18 protein-coding genes, 1 pseudogene and 1 riboswitch are annotated in these 22,244 nt (G+C 67.9%); of the genes and pseudogenes, 11 read left to right on the forward strand and 8 right to left on the reverse strand.

Going from position 1 to position 22,244, the window contains the following annotated elements; translation table 11 throughout:
* Positions 1-7 precede the first annotated feature (7 nt).
* The gene (locus H8R18_RS02195) at positions 8-1,942 is read right to left on the reverse strand and encodes a hypothetical protein (protein WP_191072120.1); all 1,935 of its coding nucleotides are present in this window, start codon (positions 1,940-1,942) and stop codon (positions 8-10) included.
* Between the two features lie 157 nt (positions 1,943-2,099).
* Here H8R18_RS02195 and H8R18_RS02200 point away from each other — a divergent pair, with 157 nt between their 5' ends.
* The 3 genes from H8R18_RS02200 to H8R18_RS02210 all read left to right on the forward strand — a co-directional run bounded on the left by H8R18_RS02200 (position 2,100) and on the right by H8R18_RS02210 (position 4,786).
* Positions 2,100-2,474 (forward strand): cold-shock protein, encoded by a 375-nt coding sequence (locus tag H8R18_RS02200; RefSeq protein ID WP_191072119.1) that lies wholly within the window; start codon positions 2,100-2,102, stop codon positions 2,472-2,474.
* Positions 2,467-3,219, forward strand: coding sequence for a DUF3027 domain-containing protein (locus H8R18_RS02205; protein ID WP_194189351.1), 753 nt, complete (start codon positions 2,467-2,469; stop codon positions 3,217-3,219). The genes H8R18_RS02200 and H8R18_RS02205 overlap by 8 nt, the downstream gene beginning before the upstream one ends.
* A 106-nt stretch (positions 3,220-3,325) precedes the next feature.
* The gene (locus H8R18_RS02210) at positions 3,326-4,786 is read left to right on the forward strand and encodes an NCS2 family permease (RefSeq protein WP_191072117.1); all 1,461 of its coding nucleotides are present in this window, start codon (positions 3,326-3,328) and stop codon (positions 4,784-4,786) included.
* A gap of 70 nt (positions 4,787-4,856) precedes the next feature.
* On the opposite strand, the gene H8R18_RS02215 is transcribed toward H8R18_RS02210, so the two are convergent.
* Both H8R18_RS02215 and H8R18_RS02220 read right to left on the reverse strand, forming a co-directional pair.
* Entirely contained in the window at positions 4,857-6,026 is a 1,170-nt protein-coding gene (locus H8R18_RS02215) for an aminotransferase class I/II-fold pyridoxal phosphate-dependent enzyme (RefSeq protein ID WP_223875353.1), read from the reverse strand.
* Positions 6,027-6,081: 55 nt separating this feature from the next.
* On the reverse strand, positions 6,082-7,581 hold the full coding sequence (locus tag H8R18_RS02220) for a sodium:solute symporter family transporter (RefSeq protein ID WP_191072116.1): 1,500 nt from the start codon (positions 7,579-7,581) through the stop codon (positions 6,082-6,084).
* Between the two features lie 196 nt (positions 7,582-7,777).
* On the opposite strand from H8R18_RS02220, the gene sucC reads away from it, so the two are divergent.
* Together sucC and sucD are read left to right on the forward strand one after the other, a co-directional pair.
* Complete coding sequence (gene sucC, locus H8R18_RS02225; RefSeq protein WP_191072115.1) at positions 7,778-8,938, forward strand: ADP-forming succinate--CoA ligase subunit beta; 1,161 nt, start codon at positions 7,778-7,780, stop codon at positions 8,936-8,938.
* A gap of 13 nt (positions 8,939-8,951) precedes the next feature.
* Positions 8,952-9,878: a succinate--CoA ligase subunit alpha gene (sucD, locus tag H8R18_RS02230; protein WP_191072114.1), complete on the forward strand. Its 927-nt coding sequence runs from the start codon at positions 8,952-8,954 to the stop codon at positions 9,876-9,878.
* Positions 9,879-9,943: 65 nt separating this feature from the next.
* Here the strand turns inward: sucD and H8R18_RS02235 are convergent, their stop codons facing one another.
* Complete coding sequence (locus H8R18_RS02235; RefSeq protein WP_191072113.1) at positions 9,944-10,270, reverse strand: hypothetical protein; 327 nt, start codon at positions 10,268-10,270, stop codon at positions 9,944-9,946.
* Positions 10,267-11,946, reverse strand: coding sequence for a PspC domain-containing protein (locus H8R18_RS02240; protein WP_191072112.1), 1,680 nt, complete (start codon positions 11,944-11,946; stop codon positions 10,267-10,269). Before H8R18_RS02240 ends, H8R18_RS02235 begins: the two co-directional genes overlap by 4 nt.
* Before the next feature lie 124 nt (positions 11,947-12,070).
* Here H8R18_RS02240 and H8R18_RS09860 point away from each other — a divergent pair.
* The 6 genes and pseudogenes from H8R18_RS09860 to H8R18_RS02265 form a co-directional block, all read left to right on the forward strand.
* Positions 12,071-12,262: pseudogene (locus tag H8R18_RS09860) on the forward strand (PspC domain-containing protein); the annotation flags it as partial.
* Between the two features lie 40 nt (positions 12,263-12,302).
* Entirely contained in the window at positions 12,303-13,391 is a 1,089-nt protein-coding gene (locus H8R18_RS09045) for a sensor histidine kinase (protein ID WP_227712924.1), read from the forward strand.
* Positions 13,388-14,059 carry a response regulator gene (locus H8R18_RS02250; RefSeq protein WP_191072110.1) on the forward strand — a complete coding sequence of 224 codons (672 nt, stop codon included), beginning with the start codon at positions 13,388-13,390 and terminating at the stop codon, positions 14,057-14,059. The genes H8R18_RS09045 and H8R18_RS02250 overlap by 4 nt, the downstream gene beginning before the upstream one ends.
* Positions 14,060-14,116: 57 nt before the next feature.
* Complete coding sequence (locus tag H8R18_RS02255) at positions 14,117-15,700, forward strand: cell division protein PerM (RefSeq protein WP_191072109.1); 1,584 nt, start codon at positions 14,117-14,119, stop codon at positions 15,698-15,700.
* Between the two features lie 26 nt (positions 15,701-15,726).
* Positions 15,727-15,807, forward strand: a riboswitch (ZMP/ZTP riboswitch).
* 27 nt (positions 15,808-15,834) lie between these two features.
* Positions 15,835-17,469 (forward strand): bifunctional phosphoribosylaminoimidazolecarboxamide formyltransferase/IMP cyclohydrolase, encoded by a 1,635-nt coding sequence (gene purH / locus H8R18_RS02260; protein ID WP_191072108.1) that lies wholly within the window; start codon positions 15,835-15,837, stop codon positions 17,467-17,469.
* 67 nt (positions 17,470-17,536) lie between these two features.
* On the forward strand, positions 17,537-17,848 hold the full coding sequence (locus tag H8R18_RS02265) for a hypothetical protein (protein WP_191072107.1): 312 nt from the start codon (positions 17,537-17,539) through the stop codon (positions 17,846-17,848).
* A 9-nt stretch (positions 17,849-17,857) separates the two neighbouring features.
* On the opposite strand, the gene H8R18_RS02270 is transcribed toward H8R18_RS02265, so the two are convergent.
* From H8R18_RS02270 to H8R18_RS02280, 3 genes are all read right to left on the reverse strand, one after another.
* Entirely contained in the window at positions 17,858-19,879 is a 2,022-nt protein-coding gene (locus H8R18_RS02270; protein WP_191072106.1) for an NAD(+) synthase, read from the reverse strand.
* Positions 19,880-19,908: 29 nt separating this feature from the next.
* Positions 19,909-20,907, reverse strand: a complete 999-nt coding sequence (locus H8R18_RS02275) for an ornithine cyclodeaminase family protein (protein ID WP_191072105.1) — start codon at positions 20,905-20,907, stop codon at positions 19,909-19,911.
* Between the two features lie 132 nt (positions 20,908-21,039).
* The gene (locus tag H8R18_RS02280) at positions 21,040-22,224 is read right to left on the reverse strand and encodes an acetate/propionate family kinase (RefSeq protein WP_191072104.1); all 1,185 of its coding nucleotides are present in this window, start codon (positions 22,222-22,224) and stop codon (positions 21,040-21,042) included.
* Between the last annotated feature and the right edge of the window lie 20 nt (positions 22,225-22,244).

A 22,244-nucleotide genomic window follows, 5' to 3' on the forward strand; every position in this document is an offset into this window, starting at 1 on the left:
CGGCATCCTACCGCTCGCGGGCCTCGGCGCGGTCCGATAGCGCAGAAAGAGCCAGGCGATCGGCCTGCTCAGCCTGCTGTTCGGCCTGATCGATCAACCGCAAGGCGGCGTCCGGATCGGTCGGGGCCAGCTCCTCGACGCGCGTGAGGGTGTCGGCGGCGAGCATGAGCATCGTCCGTGCGGCCAGCGAGACCCGGGCGCGGTGCAGGCTGATGAAGTCCTCGAGCGCCGCCAGGTAACAGCTGACGGCCTGAAGGGAAAAACGCAGCGCCGTTGCGGAATCGGCCGCGACCTCGCGCGTGCGCTGATTGCCGACGTACTCGTCCCAATCGTCGACGCGGTGGGCAACGAGGACCGCCGCAAGAATAGCGTGTTCGCCACGTTGGGTGAGGTCGGGAGTGCGTTCGGCCTCGCCCTCGGCACTCGCCCGCCGGGCCTGGTCGAGGAGGTCGCGCGCCTGGCTCAGCTGCCCGGCGGCCATGCGAGCGTCCTCGAGCAGGACGTCGGCATGTTGGGGCTGTACCTCGGTCATCGCTTCGGCGACGTCGCCGGCCCGCGCCAGCCCACGCTCGGCCTGCTCAATGAAGGGCTCGAGATCGGCCACGATGTCTTCCACCGAGGAATCGGCGTGGCGCCACCCGGCAAAACGCAGCGATTCCTCGCGCAGGCGCGCGCACGCTTCGTCGAGGGAGACCCGGTAGTCCTCACCGGGCAGCGGTTTGTGATTGATCTGGGCATCGGCAAACAGCCCGAGCCCCTCGGTGACGACCGCGCGGGCATGGGCGAGAGCGCGCGCATAGGTTTGGGTGTGGTCGAGGCCGAACTGGATCGTCACGACCTCGAGCAAGCCGTCGCAGCCGCGACACAGCGAGTCGGCCTCACGCAGCTTGCGAGCAAAACGCCGCGGCGTCATCTCCTCATGTGCTGCGGGCTCCTCGGTCGGGGCCGACTGCGAGGTCGCTATGGCCGCTCGTTCGCGATTGCGTCGCTCCTCCTCGACGAGGCGGCGCTGACGCTGCGCTTCGGCCGTCTGCCGAGCCTCCGCCTCGGCGGCTGCGCGCGTCTTGGCCTCGGCCAGGCGTCGCTGCTCGGCCTCAGCACGCGCCAGCTGAATCTGGCGCGTGCGACGGGCCTCCTCGGCCTCGGCGGCCTCGCGGGCATGGCGTTCGCGCTCGCGGCGGCGCTCGGCGAGTTCGGCTTGGGCCTGCTGGCGGGCGCGCGCCTCCGTGTGCGCCGCATCGAACTCGGGGGCCGGCGCGGGCGTGGCCTCGGAAGAAGCGGGGGTCGCGTCTTTCAGCGGGGGCACCCGCAGCTGGGAGACGCGCTCGTTCTCTCGCGTCGGTTGCGCAGGGGCTGAGTCGTTCGCGGGCCGTGTGGGCTGGTCAGGTGCCTCGGTATCGGCGGTGACGAGATCGGCGGCGATGGCCTCGAGAGCGGGGCGAGTGAGCTCTATCTGGCTCTCGTTAAATCCGGCGGATGCGAGCGCTTCGAGCGCCCGCTCGACGAGGGCCGTGGTCCGCTCGGCCGAGACGTCCGCGCGGGTGCTCGGCCGCGAGGTCGCGCGCTGGCGCCACGAGTAGTCCCCACGCGGGCGCGCGTGCTCGACGACGGGGATCTCCTCGGCAACCTCAGCGGGCGTCGCGATGTCGTCGGAGGGGTGTTCCTGCGCAGCGGCGATCTCGACGTAGTGCGCTCCGCGCGTCGGCGAACTCGGCACCGAGGGCAGTGGCGCATCGCTGTAGCGGCGTCGAGACGGCTCGGTCGAGGCGGGGGAGTCGGGGGTGGGCAGGTCGGCCCACGTCGGCGTCGGTGCCGGAGACGAGGGCGAGGACCAGATGTCGTCATCGGCGGGAAGTGGAGCGGGCACGTGAGGGGACGAGACGCGCTCCGTGTCGCGGCGGCCGAACAGTCGCCTCTTCTTCGACTGTGAACGATGAGACATGTCGAACGATCTTCCTAGTTGTAGCGCACGACGCAGGGGATAGCGACGGTCGCGGTCATCTGTGCCACACTGGGGAGCAGGTGCCCGCCCTGGTCGTTATCATAGGGAATTCACGGGCCCGGTGGATGCCGGCAAGCGAAAACCTGAAGGAGGAGCCGTGCCCAGCGGTCGCGTCAAGTGGTACTCAGCCCAGAAGGGCTTTGGCTTCATTACCGCCGACGACGGACGTGACGTCTTTGTTGGCCAGGCGGCCGTGGAAGCGGGGGTGAACCTCAAGACCGGCATGCGCGTCGACTTCGGCGTCGCCGAGGGGCGCAAAGGCCCGCAGGCGACCTCTATTTCCGTCATCGAGACCCCGCCCTCGCTGGCCAAGGCGCGCCGGCGTCGCCCGCGCGACATGGTCGGCGTCGTCGAAGATCTCATTCGTCTCCTCGACGGGGCGTCCGGCTCGCTGCGGCGGGGCCACTACCCCGACAACTCCCGCAAGATTGCCCAGGTGCTGCGCGCCCTGGCGGAGGACTTTGATGCCTAAAACTTCCGAGTCGAGCGCACCCGAGCGCGCCAAGGTCGACCGAATCCTCGGTGACGCCGTCGACCAGGCCCGCGCGGCGCTCGCGCCGATTGCCCACGACGACGAAATCGGTGCCCACCTGGGTGCGGTCGAGACCGAACGTCGCCTCGTGTGCCACACCTTCGACTGCTTGAAGAAGGGCTATCGCGGGTGGCGATGGATGACGACGCTCGCGCGCTCGCCGCGCTCACGCAAGGCCACGGTGTGCGAAATCGGCCTCGTGCCCGGCCCCGATGCCCTGCTGGCCCCCGAGTGGGTGCCGTGGGAGGAGCGGCTCGAGCCTGGTGATATTGGTCGCGGTGACACGCTGCCCTATCGCGCCGACGACGCGCGACTCGACCACTCCTACGAGGACGCCGACGCCGAAGAACTCGACGAGCGCACGGTCGAGGAGATGGGACTCGGGCGCCCGCGGATCCTGTCCTCGCGCGGGCGTCGTGAGGCCGCCGACCGCTGGTACGCCTCTGAATGCGGTCCGGCCCGCGGAGCCAATAATCGGCGGAAACTTCCCGAACACACGTGTGCCGACTGCGGATTCATGGTCAAGCTGTCGGGGTCGCTGCGCCGCGCCTTCGGCGTGTGCGCGAACGAATGGTCTCCTGATGACGGGCGCGTCGTGTCCCTCGATCACACGTGCGGCGCGCACTCGGAGACCGACATCGCCCAGCAGCCCAGCCCGTGGGAACCCGAACCCCCGCGTCAATGAACTCGACATTGAGGTGGTCGCTCCCGGCCGCTCCGGTTAGGGCAGCCGCGGGTCTTACCCGCATAATGGCGCTGTCCTCATCCACAGCGAGAACGGAATAGCGCACATGTCCGTGTCTACCTCACCGGCTGGCGAGCGCACCCGCCCGGGCGGCCTTGACTCTTTCTTCCATATCAGCGAGCGCGGCTCCACGATCGGTCGTGAAGTTCGTGGCGGTCTCGTCACCTTCTTTGCGATGGCCTACATCCTCGTCGTCAACGCCTCGGTCCTCTCGGCAGGAGCACCCTCGACGATCTCGCCCGCCGCCATCGCCGCGGGCACGGCCCTCGTCGCCGGCATCATGACGATCCTCATGGGCGTCGTGGCGAACTTCCCCATGGGGTTGGCCGCCGGCATGGGGCTCAACGCGATCGTCGCCTTCACCCTGGCTAATCCCGACGCCATGGGACTGACCTACGCCGAGGCGATGGGACTCATCTTCTGGGAGGGTGTGGCCATCACCGTCCTCGTCTTGACCGGCTTCCGAGGCGCCGTCTTCCGTGCGGTTCCGGCCGAACTCAAGACGGCGATCTCCGTCGGCATCGGGCTGTTTATCTGCTTCGTCGGCCTCATCAACGCCGGCATCGTGCGTCCCGGTGGCACCTACGTCCAGCTGGGAATCAACGGCTCCCTGTCCGGGTGGCCGATGCTCGTCTTCATCGTTGGCCTCATCATCGTCATCGTCTTGTACATGCGCAACGTTCAGGGCGCCATCCTCATCGGGATCGCCGCCGCGACGGTCATCGCCGTCATCATTCAAGCCCTCGCCAAGCTCGGCGTTCAGGGGACGAATGAGGCCGGCGAGGCCGTCAACGTCACCGGCTGGGCAACCAACGCCCCCGCCCTCGACGGCTCTCCCATTCAGCTGCCCGACTTCGCGACCCTGGGGCACATCGACTTCTTCGGGGCCTTCGAGAAGCTGGGTCCGGTCGCCGTCATCCTCATCGTCTTCTCCCTCATGCTCGCCGACTTCTTCGACACGATGGGGACGATGGTCGCCGTCGGCGCCGGCGCGCATCTCCTCGACGAGCGCGGTAACCCGCCGCGCACTCGCGAGGTCCTGCTCATCGATTCGCTGGCCGCCGTCGCCGGTGGCCTCGGCGGCGTGTCGTCGAACACGTCCTACGTCGAGTCGACCTCGGGCGTTGCCGAGGGCGCGCGCACGGGCCTGGCGTCGATCGTCACCGGTGCGATGTTCATCCTGTCGATCTTCATCGCGCCGCTCGTCGAGCTTGTTCCGGCCGAGGCCGCGTCGATTTCCCTCATCTTCGTCGGCTTCCTCATGATGATGAACGTCGCCGACATCGACTGGCGCAACCCGCTGCATGCGGTTCCCTGCTTCCTGACGATCGCCATGATGCCGTTCGCCTACTCGATCACCGCGGGTATCGGCTTCGGCTTCATCGCCTTCGTCATTACCCGCGTCGCGGCCGGGAAGGCTCGCGACGTCAAGACGCTCATGTGGATCGTCTCGGCGCTCTTCGTCATCTACTTCTGCCTGGGTCCCATCGAGGCGCTGCTCGCCTAAAGACCGACACGCAGTGATCCCCTGTCATCGGATAATTCCGGTGACAGGGGATCAGCTATTGTGCGCGCGGCTAGTCTCTGAACAGCTCGGTGGCGCGAATGCGAGCGAAGGCGGCGCGAATGTCGTTCTCGCTAATGGTCACCGCCAGGCGAATGAACCCCTCGCCCGAGGCCCCGAAGGCGATCCCCGGGACGACGGCGACGTGGGCGTTGTCGAACAGGTAGTCGGCGACCTCGGTCGACGACATTCCCGTCTCGCGGATATCGACCCACAGGTAGATGGCTCCCGAGGGCGGGGGCGTGTGCATCTTCGGGGTCCGCCCGACCTCCTCGGCGGCGACGGTGAGCCGGTCGAGGAACATCTGGCGAATGGGCGGGCACACCTCGTCGTGGTGGCGCAGAGCCGCCAGGGCCGCGCGCTGGCACGGCGTGGGAGCCGAGAAGACGACGTTTTCGTTGATGTCGCGCGCGGCGTTCATCAGAGGTGCCGGGCCGAGCAGGTAGCCGATGCGGAATCCCGCCATGCAGTAGTTCTTCGAGAATGAGTGGAGGATGACCGTGCGCTCGCGCATATTCGGCATCGTCGCAATCGAGCGGAACGGGCGGGCGAAATCGTAGATCGTGTAGATGTCGTCGGCCAGCACGATGAGATCGCGCTCAACGGCAATCGATGCCACCATCTCGAGCGTCGTGTCGTCCCACACGGCACCGGTGGGATTGGTCGGCGAGTTGACGATGATCGCGCGCGTGCGCTCGGACAGGACCGCCTCGATGGCGGCGCGTGTCGGCAAGAAACCGTCCTCGGCGCGGGTGGGAACGCACACGGGCACGCCCTGGGCCATGGTGATCTGGTCGGGGTAGGGCGTGAAATAAGGCTCGATGATGAGGACCTCGTCGCCCGGGTTGAGGATCGTCTGCATGATCAGCCACATGCCGTGGTTGGCCGAGGTCGTGATCATGCAGTCCTCGATGGAGTAATCGAGTCCGTAGTGTTTAGCCGTGTGCGCACAGATCGCTTCGCGCACCTCGGGCTCGCCGAGGGTCTCGGTGTAATGGGTCTTGCCGGCCACGGTGTCGGCATACATCGCGTCGAGAATCCGCCGGTCGGTCGTCAGATCCGGATCCCCGAGGGTGAAGTTAATCATGTCGGGGATGGCCAGGGCGGCGTCGCCGGCCGTCGACATGAGGTTTTCCTTGCGGGCCTTGACGTGGTCGGCGAGGAAACGCTCGAAATCGCTCAATTGACGTCCTTTCTTCGGGTAGGACGCCGGGGCGGGTCGCGCCCCGGCGTGGTGCTTAGGCGCGCGACGTTTCGGCTGCGCGCTCGGCGGGGGAGAGGTTGGGGGTGATGCGTCGGCGGTCGATCACCGTGACGAGAGCGTAGGAGACGATCGACAGCGCCATGCCGACCATGATCGGCCAGTTGCCACCGATGGCGAAGTCTGGCTGCCCGGTGGCTTCGCCGTAGGCCATCGTCCCGGCCACACCGAGGAAGGACACGGCCAGCGAGACGAGGCCCGCGCGCGGAGAGACCTTCTTGAGGACGAAGCCGGCGATGACGGGAACGAAGACGCAGCCCGAGAGGAAGCCGTAGGCGAGGTCGAGGGCCTTGAACAGATCCGAGATCGCCACGGCCAGGCCCATCATGACGATGCCCAACACGAAGGCGATCATGCGGTTGATCCACACGTCGCGCTTCGTCGTCTCGCGCGCGTTCCCGGCCTCGTCTTCCATGTCGGTGACGACGCCGCGCACGAGCCGCAGGTAAATGTCGTTATAGACGACGGTGGAGCAGGCGAGGATCGTTCCCGATGCCACCGACATGGCCGCCGCGATGGCCGCCGCCAGCAGCACGCCGGCGACGCCGACGGGCAGGAACGTCGCGACGCCGGCGGAAAAGGCCTCGGACGGATCGGCGAGGTTGGGAACGACGATTGCCGTCGCCATGCCCAGCAGCACCCCGCCCAGGGCGTAGATGATGGCGTAGACGCCGGCCGACAGCGTGCCGGCGCGCGCGATCGTGTCGGTGCGCGCGGTGAAGACGCGCTGCCAGATGTCCTGACCGATGACGAGCCCGGGCACGTAGAGGAGGATCCAGTACAGCGTCCCCTGGAACCCGAGGGCGCCGATGTCGGCGTGGGACTCGGGAACCTTCGCGAAGAATCCGCTCACCCCGCCGATGGAGGGGTGAGCGAAGACGAAGATGGGCACGAGGATGATGATGCCGGCCGTCTTGACGATGAACTGGAGCAGGTCGGTCATCGTCACCGACCACATGCCGCCGATGAAGGTGTAGAAGACGACGACGCCGCCGCCGACGAGCATGCACACGGTCGTCGACCAGCCGACGATGCCTTGAAGGATGGCGCCGATCGAGACGATCTGGACAACGGTCAGCGACACCGTGTAGATGATCGTGAGAACGGCTGAGAGGATGCGGGCGCTCTGCCCGTAGTTGCGCTCAATGACCTCGGCCATCGACAGCGCGCGCAGGCGCGAGAGCTTCGAGGATACGAGCATGCCGAGCACAATGAGGCCCATGCCGAGCGAGCCACCGACCCACACGCCGGAGACGCCGACCTCGTAGCCGCGCTGGGCGCCACCGACGGTGACGGCACCGCCGACGGCGAGGGCGGCCATGCATGAGAAGAACATGGGGAATCCGAGGCGCCGTCCGGCAACGAGGTAGTCGTCGCGCGTCTTGGCGAAATGCAGCGAGGCGACGCCGATGATGACGAGAACGATGAAGTAAGCGGCGATGACGGCGAAGTCAATGGCCGACAGATGGAGATCCATGATGGGGGTCCTTCCCCTCGGTGGATGGCGTACCAGGCTAGCGTAATGGCGCAGGCCCCGTGACGTCGGCATTTAGCCCACGACATTCCTCCGAACCTGGGGCTTAGGTCCCTGACGGGCGTTACGATAGACGACGTCTGAGCTGACCAATCGAGATAGATTGGGAGCACGAGAGCTCATGAGAAAGGAAGTCAGCGTGGACCTCTATGAGTACCAGGCGCGTGACCTATTCGCGAAGCACGGGGTACCTGTTCTGCACGGGACGGTTGCCGAAACCCCCGAGCAGGCGCGCCAGGCCGCCGAAGACATCGGGGGCCTGTGTGTCGTCAAAGCGCAGGTGAAGATCGGCGGGCGCGGCAAGGCCGGCGGCGTGAAGCTGGCGCGCACTCCCGACGAGGCCTACGAGCATGCCTCCGCGATTCTCGGGATGGACATCAAGGGGCACACGGTCGGCAAGGTCATGATTGTCGCCGGTGCCGACATCGCGCACGAGTACTACTTCTCGATTCTCCTCGACCGCTCGAACCGCCGGCAGCTGGCGATGTGCTCGCGCGAGGGCGGCATGGAGATCGAACAGCTCGCCAAGGAACGCCCCGAGGCTCTCGTCAAGCGTCCCCTCGACAGCGACGGCATCACTCCCGAGGTCGCCCGCGAGATCCTCACCGATGCGGGATTTAGCGCCGACGAGATCGACGTGCTCACCCCGGTGCTCGTGTCCCTGTGGGAGGTCTACGTCGCCGAGGACGCGCAACTGGTCGAGGTCAACCCGCTTGTCATGTGCACCGACGGCACGGCAACGGCCCTGGACGGCAAGGTGACGGTCGACGACAACGCGCGGTTCCGCCACCCCGACCACGAGGACCTCGTCGATCGCAAGAGCGAGGATCCCCTCGAGGCCAAGGCGAAGGAGCGCGGGCTGAACTACGTCTCGCTCGATGGCGAAGTCGGGATCATCGGCAACGGTGCCGGCCTCGTCATGTCAACCCTCGACGTCGTCGCCTATGCGGGTGAGCGCTTTGGCGTCAGCCCGGCGAACTTCCTCGACATTGGCGGCGGGGCGTCAGCGCAGGTGATGGCCGACGGCCTCGACGTCATCTTGTCGAACGAGCGGGTGCGGTCGGTCTTCGTCAACGTCTTCGGCGGAATCACCGCGTGTGATCAGGTCGCCGAGGGCATCGTCAAGGCCCTGGACCTGCTGGGAGAGCGGGCCACGAAGCCCCTGGTCGTCCGCCTGGACGGCAACGCTGTCGATGCGGGGCGGGCTATTCTCACCGAGGCCAATCACCCGCTGGTGACGATGGTCGAGACGATGGACGGCGGCGCGGCCACGGCGGCCGAGCTGGCGGCGCAGAAGTAGGAAGGGACCACACATGTCTGTTTTTCTTGATGGCAACTCCCGCGTCGTCGTCCAGGGGATGACCGGAGCCGAGGGACGCAAGCACACCCGCCTCATGCTGTGCGGCGGAACCCGCATCGTCGGCGGCACCAACCCGCGCAAAGCGGGCCAGACCGTCAGCTTCGACGTCACCCCGATGGGACCGGGTGCCACCGACGTCAGCGAGGGCACGGTCGAGGTCCCCGTGTTCGGCACGGTGAAAGAGGCCATGGAGACCGCCGGCGCCAATGTCTCGGTCGTCTTCGTGCCGCCCAAGTTTGTCAAGGGCGCCGTCATGGAGGCCATTGAGGCCGAAATTCCCCTGTGTGTCGTCATCACCGAGGGCACGCCTGTTCAAGACGCCACGGAATTCGTTCAGGCCTCGCTGGGATCGAAGACCCGCATCATCGGCCCGAACTGCCCGGGCATCATCTCGCCGGGACTGTCCAACGCCGGCATCACCCCGTCGACGATCACCGGACCCGGGCGCGTCGGGCTCGTGTCGAAATCGGGAACGCTGACGTATCAACTCATGTACGAGCTGCGCGATCTCGGTTTCACGACGGGCATGGGGATCGGCGGTGACCCCGTCGTCGGCACCACCCACATCGACGCCCTCGAGGCGTTCGAGAACGATCCCGACACCGACCTCATCGTCATGATCGGCGAGATCGGTGGCGACGCCGAAGAGCGTGCGGCCGCCTACATCGCCGAGCACGTGACGAAGCCGGTCGTCGCCTACGTCGCGGGCTTCACCGCGCCCCCGGGCAAGACCATGGGACACGCCGGCGCTATCGTCTCGGGGTCGTCGGGGACGGCCGCCGCGAAGAAGGAGGCGCTCGAGGCCGTGGGCGTCAAGGTCGGCAAGACGCCGTCCGAGACCGCGCGCCTGGCCCGCGAGCTTCTTCAGTCGGCTAGCTAGCTGTGTAAACGACGAGCGGGGCCGGATGCCTGGGCATCCGGCCCCGCCGCTGTGTGTCGCGGATTCTAACTGTGCTGCTGATCTTCGTCGTCGACGATGGGCAGGGTCATCGTTGCCGTCGTCGCGTCGTCTGTGTCCGTGCGCTCGCCATCGGCCTCGCCCTCAACGGTGCGCCGCTCAAAGTGGCGCGAGGGAATGAGGGCGACGAGCAGAAGCGCGACGGCGAGGAACACGACGGGAATGACGACGATCGTGTAGAGAGGCAGGCGTAGTCCGAGGCCGACGGCGCCGCCCCACAGGCATAACCCGATGAGGCACCCGGCGTAGGCGACCCAGCCCGGGCGGATCCAGCGGACGAGACGGGTCGGTGCGTGGCGGTATCGCGGCGTCACTGGAGGTCTCCTTCCCCGTCGATCGCGGGCGCGTCACCCGAGGCGCCGTCCGAGTGGGGCGCTGCCGTGCGGAACGGATTGGGTTGGGGATCGCCGCTCGTCTGAGTCCCGTCGGGTGCCGTTGTCACCGGGGTGAGCATATCGCTGGTGTAGAGCGCGCCGCTCGACCCCCACGACGTCGTTCCCGGCAGTGCGTGCCCCTGGTCGTAGCGGCAGTCGTCGGGATTCGCGGTCGGGCACACGACGTCTTGGAAGAAGTACGTCTTCCCGTCCTTCTCCTTCACCTCCCCGTCCCAGTGGGGTCGGGATTCGATGATCTCGATCTCGCCGATGCCCACGCGGGCGTGGACGCGAACGACCTGAGTGTCAGCGTCGCGCGCGCCGAGGTGGACCGTCGTCTCGCGAGCTTGTATGCCGGTGCTGATATCGGGCGCGAAGGGCACGGACACATGCGCGCTGGGAATCGCCGTGCCAGCGGCGTCATAGCTGGAAGATCCGGTCGTGACCAGGCTGCCCATGGGCACGAGGTCGCTCGCGGCAGGCGACGTGGCGTTCTGGGGCGAGAAATCGTCGATGGTGACAGCCCCCGACGTCGAGAACGACGAGGACGCCTGGATGCTCAGTGTTCCCGTTCCCAGCTGCGTGACGATATCGACCGCCGACCCGGTGGGAACGTAGATGCGCACGGCGCCGAAGACGACGTTGAGGTCGCTCGGATGCGGCCCGTCGGGACGGATGTAGGAGCCGATGTGTCCGACGATCGCGCCCTGGTCGGTGGATACGGCACCGGGTCGGTACGCCGATTGGCTCAACGGCAGGACAGAGCCGTTACTCCACGCCAGTGACGGCGGCACCACCATGTAGAGCATCGTCAGCGGGAACACGGCGACCAGGGTGATGAGGGTGGCCAGACCCGTCATCCAGCCGCCGTTGCGGCCCATGAGATGGGCGCACCCGGCACCGGCGGCGACGATGATGCCGACGGTCGCGGCGATGAGGAGGGGGCCCGAGAGCAGCCCGACGCTGTGCGAGACGATGCCGACACCGCACGCGCCCAGAAGAGCCAGCCCGGCGACCCCGAGAGACAGGCGGCGCCCCGGGCGCTGCCGGACGTCAACGGGCTCGGGTGCAGGCTCGGCCGGTGGGGTCGTCATCGTGGCGATCTCCGCTTCGGGCGCGTCCGCCGCCTTCTCGGTGTCCGCAGCTGCCGGTGTGGCGGGTAGCGGCGCGGGGGCGGAGGGTGCATCGCGGTGGTGGCGGCGTCCCAGGGCGACGAGAAGGGCCGCGAGGGCGGCGACCCCGAGGCCGATCCACACGAGATCGGTCAGCGAGCCGACGCCGACCAGCCCGGCGATGAGGAGCGCGACGATGGGAATGAGCGCCCACGAGAGGGACTCGCGGGTGAGGAGCTGTTCGGCGATGATCTCATCCTCGGCACTGGGCAAGACGAACCAGGCCAGCCCGTACAGCCCAACCAGCACGGCGAACAGGGATGGACTCAGCATGGCGGCGGCGATGAGGATCGCGCCGACCCCGACGCGCACGAGGATGCGGTCGAGGCCGCTGAGCTGGGCAAATCGCGAGCAAATGCCCGCGAGCAGCGGGGCCTCGCCACGGCGCAGATGAGGCGCGTGGAGGGAGCGAAAGAGACTGAGTCTGCGGGGCGAGTAGTTCATGGTTTCATGTCATCACGGCTCACACAGGCCAACCAGTAGGGACCACCCTGATTCGACCCTGATTGATCCCTGAAAGTCGCCGCTGAGCCGATGCGATGGGCGGGCGAGGTGAGACGATGGGCGCATGGTGAGCACAACTCTTCCTCCACGACGCCCGCCCCTGTTGCGGCCCGGGCGGGTGAGTGCCCCGGGTGTGCCTCAACGTTATCTCGGAGGCGTGTGCGCGGGGATCTCCCTGCACACGGGGGTGCCCATCGTCTGGGTGCGTGTGATCTTCCTCGTCGCCGTGCTCGTCTACGGCATCGGAATCGGGGCCTACCTGTTGTTGTTGGGGGCTGGTGCCCGACGGCAACGTCGTGCGCACTCTAGCCCACGACGAGCGGGCCGAGAGCGGTCGCGTCGCGGCGAGCCTGGCCGAGTCCGAGGAGCTACCGCAGGACGATCCGCGGGCAACGCGCAGACGCTCGGGTGCCATCGGCGTGACGCTACTCGCCATTGCCATCGTCCTCGTTGCCTCCGTCGCCCAGTACGGCACCGCGTCGGTTTTCGCGATCGGGGCGACGATGCATCATCACCTGGCGATACCCGGACTGGTGGCTGTGGCCGGGTTGGCGCTCGTGTGGACTCACGCGCGCCAGCCGGACGCGCTGCGGCAACCGCGCTGTCTCGCCCTCATGGTGCTCGGGATTTTCCTCGCCGATCTCTCGTGTGCCTTCATCGCCTCCCTCGCCTACTTCCACGCGATCGGGGTGACGATCCTCGGCATTCGCGGGACGCTGCCGCAGCTGATCCTCATCATCGTCGTCATTGTCGCCGTCAGTGCGCTGGCCGTATGGCCGGTCGCGTCGATCGGGCGCAGCGCACTGGAGAAGTCACAGCGCGCCCGCGCTGACGAAGCGGCCCGTGCCGAAGTCGCCGCTCACCTGCACGACTCTGTGTTGCAAACCCTTGCTCTCATCCGCATCCGCGCCGACGACGCCGAGCAGGTCGAACGCCTCGCCCGCAGCCAGGAGCGGGAGCTACGTCGATGGCTGTACGAGGCCAAGGCCGATCCCGGTCATTCCCTCGTCGACCTCGTTCGCCAGTCCCTCGCCAGCGTCGAAGACCAGCTGAACACGACGATCGAGGTCGTCGCCGTCGGCGACACCGAACCCGACGCGTTTAGCGCGCCCCTGGCCGACATCCTTCACGAGGCCGCCGTCAACGCCGTGCGCCACGGTCGCCCGCCCGTCACCGCCTACATCGAGGTGGGAGCGCAGCAGATCGAGGCCCACGTCCTCGACCGCGGCGATGGCTTCGACCCCGACGACATCGACGACGACCACTTCGGCGTGCGCGACTCGATCATCGGCAGGGTCCGCCGTCTCGGCGGGGACGTAAGAATCGATTCGGGGCCGCTCGGCTGCGACGTCACCGTCATCGTGCCCAGAGGAGACACCCGATGAATCCCACCGACGACTCCCGCACCCTGCACCTGCTCATCGTCGACGACCATCCGCTCGTGCGCGCCGGCATCCGCTCCGAACTGAGCCAGGCCTCGACACATCTCGACGTCGTCGGCGAGGCGGCGACCGTTGACGAGGCCATCGCCCAGGCGCGGGAACTCACGCCCGACGTCATCCTCCTCGACGTTCATCTCCCCGGCGGGCGCGGCGGCGGGGGAGCCGAGGTCGCGCGCGCGTTGGCGGGCACGAACGCCATGCGGATCCTCGCGCTATCTGTCTCCGACGCCGCCGAAGATGTCGTCTCGGTCATCCGTGCCGGCGCTCGCGGCTACGTGACGAAGACGATCTCGACCCCGGAACTCATCGACGCCATCGACCGCGTCGCCGCGGGGGATGCCGCGTTTTCGCCCCGACTCGCGGGATTTGTCCTCGACGCCTTCGGCACCGGTGAGGTGGCCGGCTCGGACGACGAACTGGATCTGCTTTCCGAGCGCGAGCTCGAAGTCATGCGGCTCATCGCGCGCGGCTACACGTACCGCGAGGTGGCCAAGCAGCTGTTCCTCTCGGTCAAAACCGTCGAATCGCACGTCTCGAAGGTCCTGCGCAAGCTTCAGCTCTCCAACCGCCACGAGCTCACCCGGTGGGCATCGGCACGCCGCCTCGTGTAGCCGATACTCGGGGTGGCGCGTCGCGTCGGCACCGCGGGTGAGTGATGATGGAAGGCGATGCCTACTTCCACGCCGAGACGCCGCGAGATCGTCCTGCGCCTGCCCGACGGTGCCAAACGCGCCGTCGCTGCCGGCATAGGCGCAGCCCTCATCCCGTGGCTCGTCATCCAGATCATCGGGGTGATTACCGTCACCACTCAGTCGGGAAACCCGTGGCTGGTCGACATCTCGCTGGGACAGCAGGTGGCGGCGCTGACGAGCGTGTGGGCCGGCGGATTTTTTGTGCCGCTGCGCGTCGAGGCCCTGGGGACCCCGCTGACGATCACCCTGGCTCCGTGGGGACTCACGCTGGCCTATGTGTGGGTATTTGCCCGACTTGTCGCCCGCAAAGCGAGGCCGGGTGCGCCATGGTGCGGCTGGGTGAGCTATGTCGTCACCGTTGCCGCGGTTGGGGCAATGACGCCGAATCTTGCGTTGGGACGGCTGTGTCTGGGCGCGCTTGCGCTTGGCTGTCTCGGGGCGATCGCCGCGGCCGTGCGTATCCGCCGGCGCGTGCGCGTTGCCTCCTCGGTGGCCGCGCCGAGCGTGGAGTCGAGCGCCTCGCGGTTCTCCAGCGCCAGCCAGCGCGACCGCGATCTTCTCGATCTCGGCATCGACCAGGGCAGCTGGACGCTCCCGCTCGGGCAGGGGCGCATTCACGTTCCCGGGTGGCTGGGGCAGGGAATCAGCCTGGGGCTGCGCATCCTCGCCGGTTTCGGGATCTGCGGCGTCGTCCTCATCGTTGCCGCCGTCGCGCTGTCGTTCGACGAGGTCAACGGGGTGCGCGACCTGCTGCCCGTGGACACGTGGGGAACGATCGTGCTCGTTCTCGCACACCTCGCCTACCTGCCCATGCTTGCCGCGTGGGCTTATGCGTGGGTGCTCGGCGTGGGCTACACCCTGGGGGACTCCACGCATTTCTCGGCATTCGACGCCCAGTCGGGGCCGATCCCGGCGGTGCCCGTGTTCGTGGCCGCGCCGGATATTCACGTGGGCTGGTGGGCCATCGTCATCGTCGTGGCCCTCGCCCTCCTCATCGGCGCGTGGCTCGGCGGTACCCATCAGCGCTATCGGGTGAAAACGCACGTGCTCCAGGTCCTCACCGTCGCGGTGACGATGGGGGTGGGCCTCGCGGTCGTGTTTCGCCTCTCCGTCGGGTCTCTCGGCGAGGAGCGCCTGGCCATCGTCGGCGTCGACTGGACGCGGGCGTGGGGTGCCGCGATGGTCGAGAGCGTCGTGCCGGGCTGTGTCCTCGCGCTGCTCATGCACCCGGGGATTCGCGCCGCCATTGCACGCGGGTGCCGTGCCTGTGTGAGCGGTGCTCACCGCGGCGCGTCTCGCCTGGGGATCGTGTCCACGCCTCCGGCCGCTGCGCCCGCAGCCACAGATAGCGACGAGCAGACCGAGTCCGAGGGCGAGGCCTCTTCGCAGAGCGCGGACGAGCCCCCCTCGGATCGCCCAGCCCGCATCGCGCGTGTCGAGCGCAACGGTGACGAGACGGGGCGCCGCACGCGCCTGCGCGTCGGCACCCCCGAACGCAGCGCCGACGACACCCGCACCTCGCCGGTGACCTTCGTCGAGGAGGCCGACGAGGAGGGCTGATCCCCGGGGAGCGCGACGCGTTAGAGTGGAGGCATCGCGACTGGCGTTGAAGGTGGATGACCACCGGGGAGCGATCATCGCACGAACCGCGCGCCTGGGTTCGGGTGTGACCTGGATGAGCAAGGAGAGCCCCCATGACCACCGTCACCGTTCCCGACTCGGGCGAGGCCCGCGTGAGCATTCGTCGCGCCCTCGTTTCCGTCTACGACAAGACGGGAATTCTCGACTTCGCCCGCGCCCTCGAGGCCGCCGGCGTCGAGATCGTCTCGACCGGATCGACGGCCGCGCGCATCCGCGAGGCCGGCATCGCCGTGACCCCGGTCGAGGACGTCACGGGCTTCCCCGAGTGCCTCGAGGGCCGCGTCAAGACGCTGCACCCGCGCATCCACGCGGGGATCCTCGCGGATCGACGCAAGGCGGCCCATTGCGCCCAGCTCGACGACCTCTCGGTTGCCCCCTTCGACCTCGTCGTGTGCAACCTCTACCCGTTCGCCGACACCGTCGCCTCGGGCGCCGACGCTGACGGCTGCGTCGAACAGATCGACATCGGTGGCCCCTCGATGGTGCGCGCCGCGGCCAAGAATCACCCGTCCGTGGCCGTCATCGTCGACCCGGCCCGCTACGACGAGGCCATCGAGGCCTTGGCTGCCGGCGGCTTCACCCTGGACCAGCGTCGCCGCCTGGCTGCGGCGGCGTTTGCCCACACGGCCTCCTACGACGCCGAGATCTCGCGGTGGTTCGCCGACCAGCTCGACCTCGAGGCCGAGGCGCCGACGCACGAGCTGCGCTACGGCGAGAACCCCCACCAGTCGGCGCGCGTCATCGCCGACGGCAGCGGCGAGGGAATCGCCCACGCGACGCAGCTTCAGGGCAAGGCGATGAGCTTCAACAACTACACCGACGCCGATGCCGCCCTGCGCGCCGCCTACGACCACTCTGACCCGTGCGTGGCGATCGTCAAGCACGCCAATCCGTGCGGCATCGCCACGGCCGCTGACGTGGCGGCGGCTCACCGGGCCGCCCACGCGTGCGACCCAGTCTCGGCCTACGGCGGCGTCATCGCGTGCAACCGTCCCGTCAGCGTCGAGATGGCCCGCCAGATTCGCCCGATTTTTACCGAAGTCGTCATCGCCCCCGACTACGAGGACGGTGCTGTCGAGGAGCTGAGCGGGAAGAAAAACCTGCGCATCCTCAAGGTCACCCCGCCCACGCGCGGGGGCGAGGAGATCAAGCAGATCAGCGGCGGGCAGCTGCGCCAGAGCCGCGACGACGTCAACGAGCCCGGGGATCGGGCGTCCGGGTGGACCCTCGTCGCCGGGCAACCCGCCGACGACGCGCTGTTGGCCGACCTCGAATTTGCCTGGCGCTCCGTGCGCTCCGTGCGTTCCAATGCGATCCTGCTTGCCAAGGGCCGGGCGACCGTCGGCGTCGGCATGGGACAGGTCAACCGCGTCGATTCGGCGAAACTCGCTGTCGAGCGCGCCAACACGCTGGGGTCACGCGCGACCGGTGATGCCGCCGAGGCCGGAGTCGGCGGGGCGAACGCGGCCGACGTCGTCGCCGATCACCCCGAGGAGCGCGCGCGTGGCTCCGTCGCGGCCTCCGACGCATTCTTCCCGTTCGCCGATGGCCTCCAGGTCCTCATCGATGCCGGTGTCCGCGCCGTCGTCCAGCCCGGCGGGTCGATCCGCGACGACGAGGTCATCGCGGCAGCCAACGCCGCCGGCATCACGATGTATCTCACCGGCGTGCGCCACTTCTGCCACTAATGAGTGCCGCCTCGGCGCCAGGTGGCGGCCTGGCGCCGAGGCCCTATGATCCCGCTAAACTGGGCGGGTGAGCGAGCCGAATCGAGACGACGACTGCGTCGTCGGGACGAAGACCCAACGCTGGATCGGCATCGGCGCGTTCGTCGCCATCATGGCGATGGCGCTCGGCTTGGCGCTGGCCAATCACCCGGTCTTTGCCGCACGGGTTTTCGCGACTCTGCTCGCCGCCGTCGCCATCGTGCGCATCGGGCTGCACGACCGCCCGGTGTGGTTCGCCGCGCGCAGCTGGTGGGCTGACGCCCTCGTCCTGCTCGTGCTTGCCGCGGGCATCGGCTACCTGTCGTTCTATGGCGGCCGAGTCATGCCCTCGCTCGGCTAACTCCCCGTTTTACTCGTCGAGATATCCCTCAAGGGCCGCGTCGAGTTCGGCAAGCGCGGCAGTAGCCGACGAATCCGACGGCATCCGCCAATCCCCGCGCGGGCTCAGCGACCCCGCGGGCGAGACCTTCGGTCCCGAGGGCACGCACGTGCGCTTGAATTGGGCCGAGGCGAACCGACGCAGGAAGACCCGCAGCCAGCCGACGACCTCGGCGAGCGTGTAGGAGCGGTGCTCGCTCGCCCCCTCGGGCCAGCTGCCCGCCGAGGCATCACGCCATGTCACCCACGCGAGGAAGGCAATCGCCGAGGGGCGGTAGCCACGCAGGACGTAGTAGAGGAAGAAATCGTGCAGCTCGTAGGGGCCGATCGTGTCTTCCGTCGACTGTAGGGCGCCGGTGGAGGGAATGAGTTCGGGCGAGATCTCCTGGTCGAGGATCTCGCGCAACACCTGCGATGCCGCATCACCGAATTCGCCCGTGTGGGCGACCCAGCGAATGAGGTGCTGAATGAGGGTCTTGGGCACCCCGCAGTTCACCGAGTAATGCGACATGTGGTCCCCGACGCCATAGGTGCACCACCCAAGCGCCAGTTCCGAGAGGTCACCGGTGCCCAAGACGATGCCGCCGCGATGATTGGCCAGGCGGAACAGGTAGTCCGTGCGCAGGCCCGCCTGCACGTTCTCGAACGTCACGTCGTAGACGTCCTGCCCCTCGGCATAGGGGTGATCGAGGTCGTCAAGCATCTGCCGAGCCGCGGGCGTGATGTCGATTTCGCGGCACGCGATCCCGAGTGCCTCGCACAACCGGTAGGCCTTGGATTTCGTCCCCTCCGACGTTGCGAACCCGGGCAAGGTATAGGCGAGGATCTCGGAGCGGTCGCGACCCAGCAGGTCCATGGCGCGCGCTGCCACGATGAGGGCGTGGGTTGAATCCAGCCCGCCGGAAACCCCGATGACGATGCGCGGGTTGCCGATGGAGCGCAGCCGTTGCACCAGCGCGCTGACCTGGATCGAATAAGCCTCGAAGCAATCGGAATCGCGCTCGGCCGCATCGTTCGGGACAAAGGGGAAGCGCCGGATGCGCGGATTGTGCAGCTCGCCCTCGGTGATGCGCGGCCTCACCGTCGAGGCGGTCGAGATGTGACGGGGACCGTCGGTCGCGGTCGTGAACGTCTGAATCGACTGGCGCGCCGTGCGGATAGCCTCGAGATCGATATCGGCCACGGCCTGCGCACCGCTCAACGAGAACCGCTCGCCCTCGGCGACGATATCGCCCTGCTGGGCGATGACGGTCTGCCCGTCCCACGACAGGTCCGAGGTCGACTCACCCGCGCCTGCGGCCGCGTAGACGTAGGCACACTGATGACGCATCGAGGCCGCCCGAATGACGAGTTCGCGCTCGCGGGCGCGCCCGATGGTCGCCGGGGATGACGACAGGTTGACAACGATCTGGGCCCCGCGCGCGCAGGCGTGCCGCGCGGAATCGTCACTGGCCCACAGGTCTTCGCACACCTCGGTGGCGATGGTGACCCCGGGCAGCAGATCGGTGACGAAGGGCGCCGTCGTGAACGGGACAAGTGCCCCGTCGATCGTCACCTCATCGTCGAGGTCGGCCGGCGCCGCGGTGAACCAGCGGTGCTCGTAAAACTCGTGATAGCCGGGAACCGCGCACTTGGGACGGACGTGGAGGATCCGTCCGTCGCCGATCGTCACCGCGCAGTTGTACAGCTTGTCGCGCACGAGCACGGGCGCCCCAACGACGAGAAGGGGATAGCCCGGCCGCCACGCCGCCGCGATCGTCGCCAACCCCTCGCGTGCACCGTCGAGAAGGTGGGCTTGGGTGAACAGGTCCTCGAGGGAATAGCCCGTGAGCGACAGCTCGGGGAAAGCGGCAATCGCGACGCCACGCTCGGCCAGACCCGGCAGAGTCTCGATGATGGCGCGGGCATTCGCCTGTGGCTGCGCCAGCGTCACGGGGACGCTCAGCGCGGCGACGCGAAGAAAACCGTGGGACGAGGCCGTGGCGAAATCCATAGCCGATATTGTCGCACAGGCTCGCCGAGCTATTCCCAGTCGGTGCCGACCCCTGCCTCTTCGGCGGCGTTGACGATGGCCTGGGCCGCCCACAGGTCCTGGGCGCCGACGCCGACGGTTTCGTAGACGATGATCTCGTCATCGCGCTCGCGACCGACGAGATCGCCGGCGATGACCTCGCCGATTGCGCCGCGAATGTCAGCGCGATCGATGTCGCCGGATTCCAGGGGGATGATGAGGTCGCCGGATTCCTCGAGCGCGGCCTCGACGTCGTCGCAATAGATCTTGTCGGCGCGCGCCATGACGTCGGCCCCGCACTCTTGCATGTGCGGCTGGTAGGAGCCGACGCACGAGATCGTCACTCCGGGCTTGAGGGTGTCGGCGTGAAGGACCGGCGAAGTCGATGAGGTGACGAGGATGATGAGGTCGGCCTCCGCTGCCGCCTCGTCGGCGTTGAGCCACGTCGTGATGCGCCCGCTGAAGCCGGCTTGCGCGAAGCCGGGATGCGCGCGCAACGCCGTGACGAATTCCTCGGCTTGGCCGTCGAAGGGATTCGCGATGCGCAGCTCGCTGAGAGTGGGGGCCGCCGCGAGGAGGGCGAGCACCTGGGTGAAGGCCTGCCCGCCTGTGCCGACGACGAGGCCGACTTGGGCGTCGTCGCGCCCGAGGTGGCGGAAGGCCACGCCCGAGGACGCTCCCGTGCGGAACTTCGTCACCGTGTCGCCGTCGAGGAAGGCACGCGTCATCCCCGTTTTACCGTCAACGAGAACGAGCGAGGCCGGGGCCGTCGGCAGGCCGCGCGAGGCGTTGTCGGGGTAGAGGGCGATGGTCTTCACCGATACCTGATCGACGCCGGGGGCGTAGGCCGGCATGGTGAGGACAGTGCGCCGGGAGTCGGGACAGATCTTCGTGCGCAGCGGCGTCATCGTGCGCCCGCCCGAGACGGCGACGAACGCGTCGGCGACGTCGTCAAGGGCCTGCGTCATCGTGTAGACGTTCCAAATATCGGTGCTGTTGAGCAGTTTCACGCCAGACTCCTTCGTCGCCAGATCTCCTCGTGCGCCAGCCGCACAGGTGTCCAGGATAAAGTCATCCGGCCGCCGGTGCCGGATGAATGAGGGGGAGGACTCGCCGACGTCCTCCCCCTCATTGCCGCTGTCTTAGACGAGAGACATGGCCTGACGCGCGATCGCCAGCTCCTCGTTGGTGGGAACGACGAGGACGGTGACGGCCGAGTCGGGCGTCGAGATGACGCGCGCCTCGCCCGAGCGCTGGGCGTTGGCCTCGGCGTCAATGCGCACGCCGAGGAAGGCCAGGCGTTCGCACAGGGCCTCGCGGACCTTCGCGTCGTTCTCGCCGATGCCCGCGGTGAACGTCAGGGCGTCGAGGCCGCCCATGACGGCCGTGTAGGCGCCCACGTAGGAGACGAGGCGGTGAATGTAGATGGCGAAGCCGTCGGCGGCGTCGCGATCGCCGGCGGCGATGCGCTCGTGAACGCGGCGCATGTCGTTGTCGCCGGTGAGGCCCTTCATGCCCGAGCGCTTGTTAAACAGGTCGTCGAGCTCGTCGACGCCCATGTCGGTTTGGCGCAGCAGGTGGAAGACCGCGGCGGGATCGATGTCGCCGGTGCGCGAGCCCATGACGAGGCCCTCCAGCGGCGTTAGCCCCATCGACGTATCCACGGCGTGGCCGTTGACGACCGCCGAGGCCGACGCGCCGTTGCCCAGGTGGAGGACGATCTGCTTGAGGTCGTCGCGCCCCAGCATCCGGGTGACCTCGCCCGAGACGAACTGGTGGGAGGTGCCGTGCGCGCCGTAGCGGCGAATCTCGTAGGTGTCGGCGACCTCGCGGTTGAGCGCGTAGCGGGCCGCCTCCTCGGGCAACGACTGGAAGAACGCCGTGTCGAAGACCGCGACGTGCGGCAGGTCGGGGAAGATCTTGCGCGCCGCGTCGATGCCCTTGAGGTGGGCGGGGTTGTGCAGCGGCCCGAGCGGGCACAGGTCGACGATCTTGTCGTGGACCTCCTCGTCGATGAGGGCCGGCCCCGAGAAGTACTTGCCGCCCTGGACGATGCGGTGACCCACGGCAACGATGTGGCTGGAGGCGAGGTCGGGGCCGAGCGTGGAGAAGAACTCCTCCATGATCGCCATGCCCTCGGTGTGGTCGGCGATGACCCGGTCGAGCTCGCGGCGCTCCTCGCCATAGGTATGCGTCGCATGCCCCGAGTCCTCACCGATGGCCTCGATGAGGCCCTTGGCGATCGGCTCGCCCGAGTCGGGGTCGACGAGCTGGTACTTGATCGAGGACGAACCCGAGTTGATGACGAGAACGGTCTGGGTGGCCATAGCGGTCCTTTCTTATGCTG

The sequence above is a fragment of the Nanchangia anserum genome, from assembly GCF_015240065.1.
Lineage (GTDB): Bacteria > Actinomycetota > Actinomycetes > Actinomycetales > Actinomycetaceae > Nanchangia > Nanchangia anserum.

Coding starts and splice junctions, on each gene's coding strand:
- H8R18_RS02255 (WP_191072109.1), top strand. CDS start 14,117: ATGCCTACTTCCACGCCGAGACGCCGCGAGATCGTCCTGCGCCTGCCC.
- H8R18_RS02220 (WP_191072116.1), bottom strand. CDS start 7,581: ATGGATCTCCATCTGTCGGCCATTGACTTCGCCGTCATCGCCGCTTAC.
- H8R18_RS02280 (WP_191072104.1), bottom strand. CDS start 22,224: ATGGCCACCCAGACCGTTCTCGTCATCAACTCGGGTTCGTCCTCGATC.
- sucD (WP_191072114.1), top strand. CDS start 8,952: ATGTCTGTTTTTCTTGATGGCAACTCCCGCGTCGTCGTCCAGGGGATG.
- H8R18_RS02205 (WP_194189351.1), top strand. CDS start 2,467: ATGCCTAAAACTTCCGAGTCGAGCGCACCCGAGCGCGCCAAGGTCGAC.
- H8R18_RS02240 (WP_191072112.1), bottom strand. CDS start 11,946: ATGAACTACTCGCCCCGCAGACTCAGTCTCTTTCGCTCCCTCCACGCG.
- H8R18_RS02270 (WP_191072106.1), bottom strand. CDS start 19,879: ATGGATTTCGCCACGGCCTCGTCCCACGGTTTTCTTCGCGTCGCCGCG.
- H8R18_RS02195 (WP_191072120.1), bottom strand. CDS start 1,942: ATGTCTCATCGTTCACAGTCGAAGAAGAGGCGACTGTTCGGCCGCCGC.
- H8R18_RS02250 (WP_191072110.1), top strand. CDS start 13,388: ATGAATCCCACCGACGACTCCCGCACCCTGCACCTGCTCATCGTCGAC.
- H8R18_RS02210 (WP_191072117.1), top strand. CDS start 3,326: ATGTCCGTGTCTACCTCACCGGCTGGCGAGCGCACCCGCCCGGGCGGC.
- purH (WP_191072108.1), top strand. CDS start 15,835: ATGACCACCGTCACCGTTCCCGACTCGGGCGAGGCCCGCGTGAGCATT.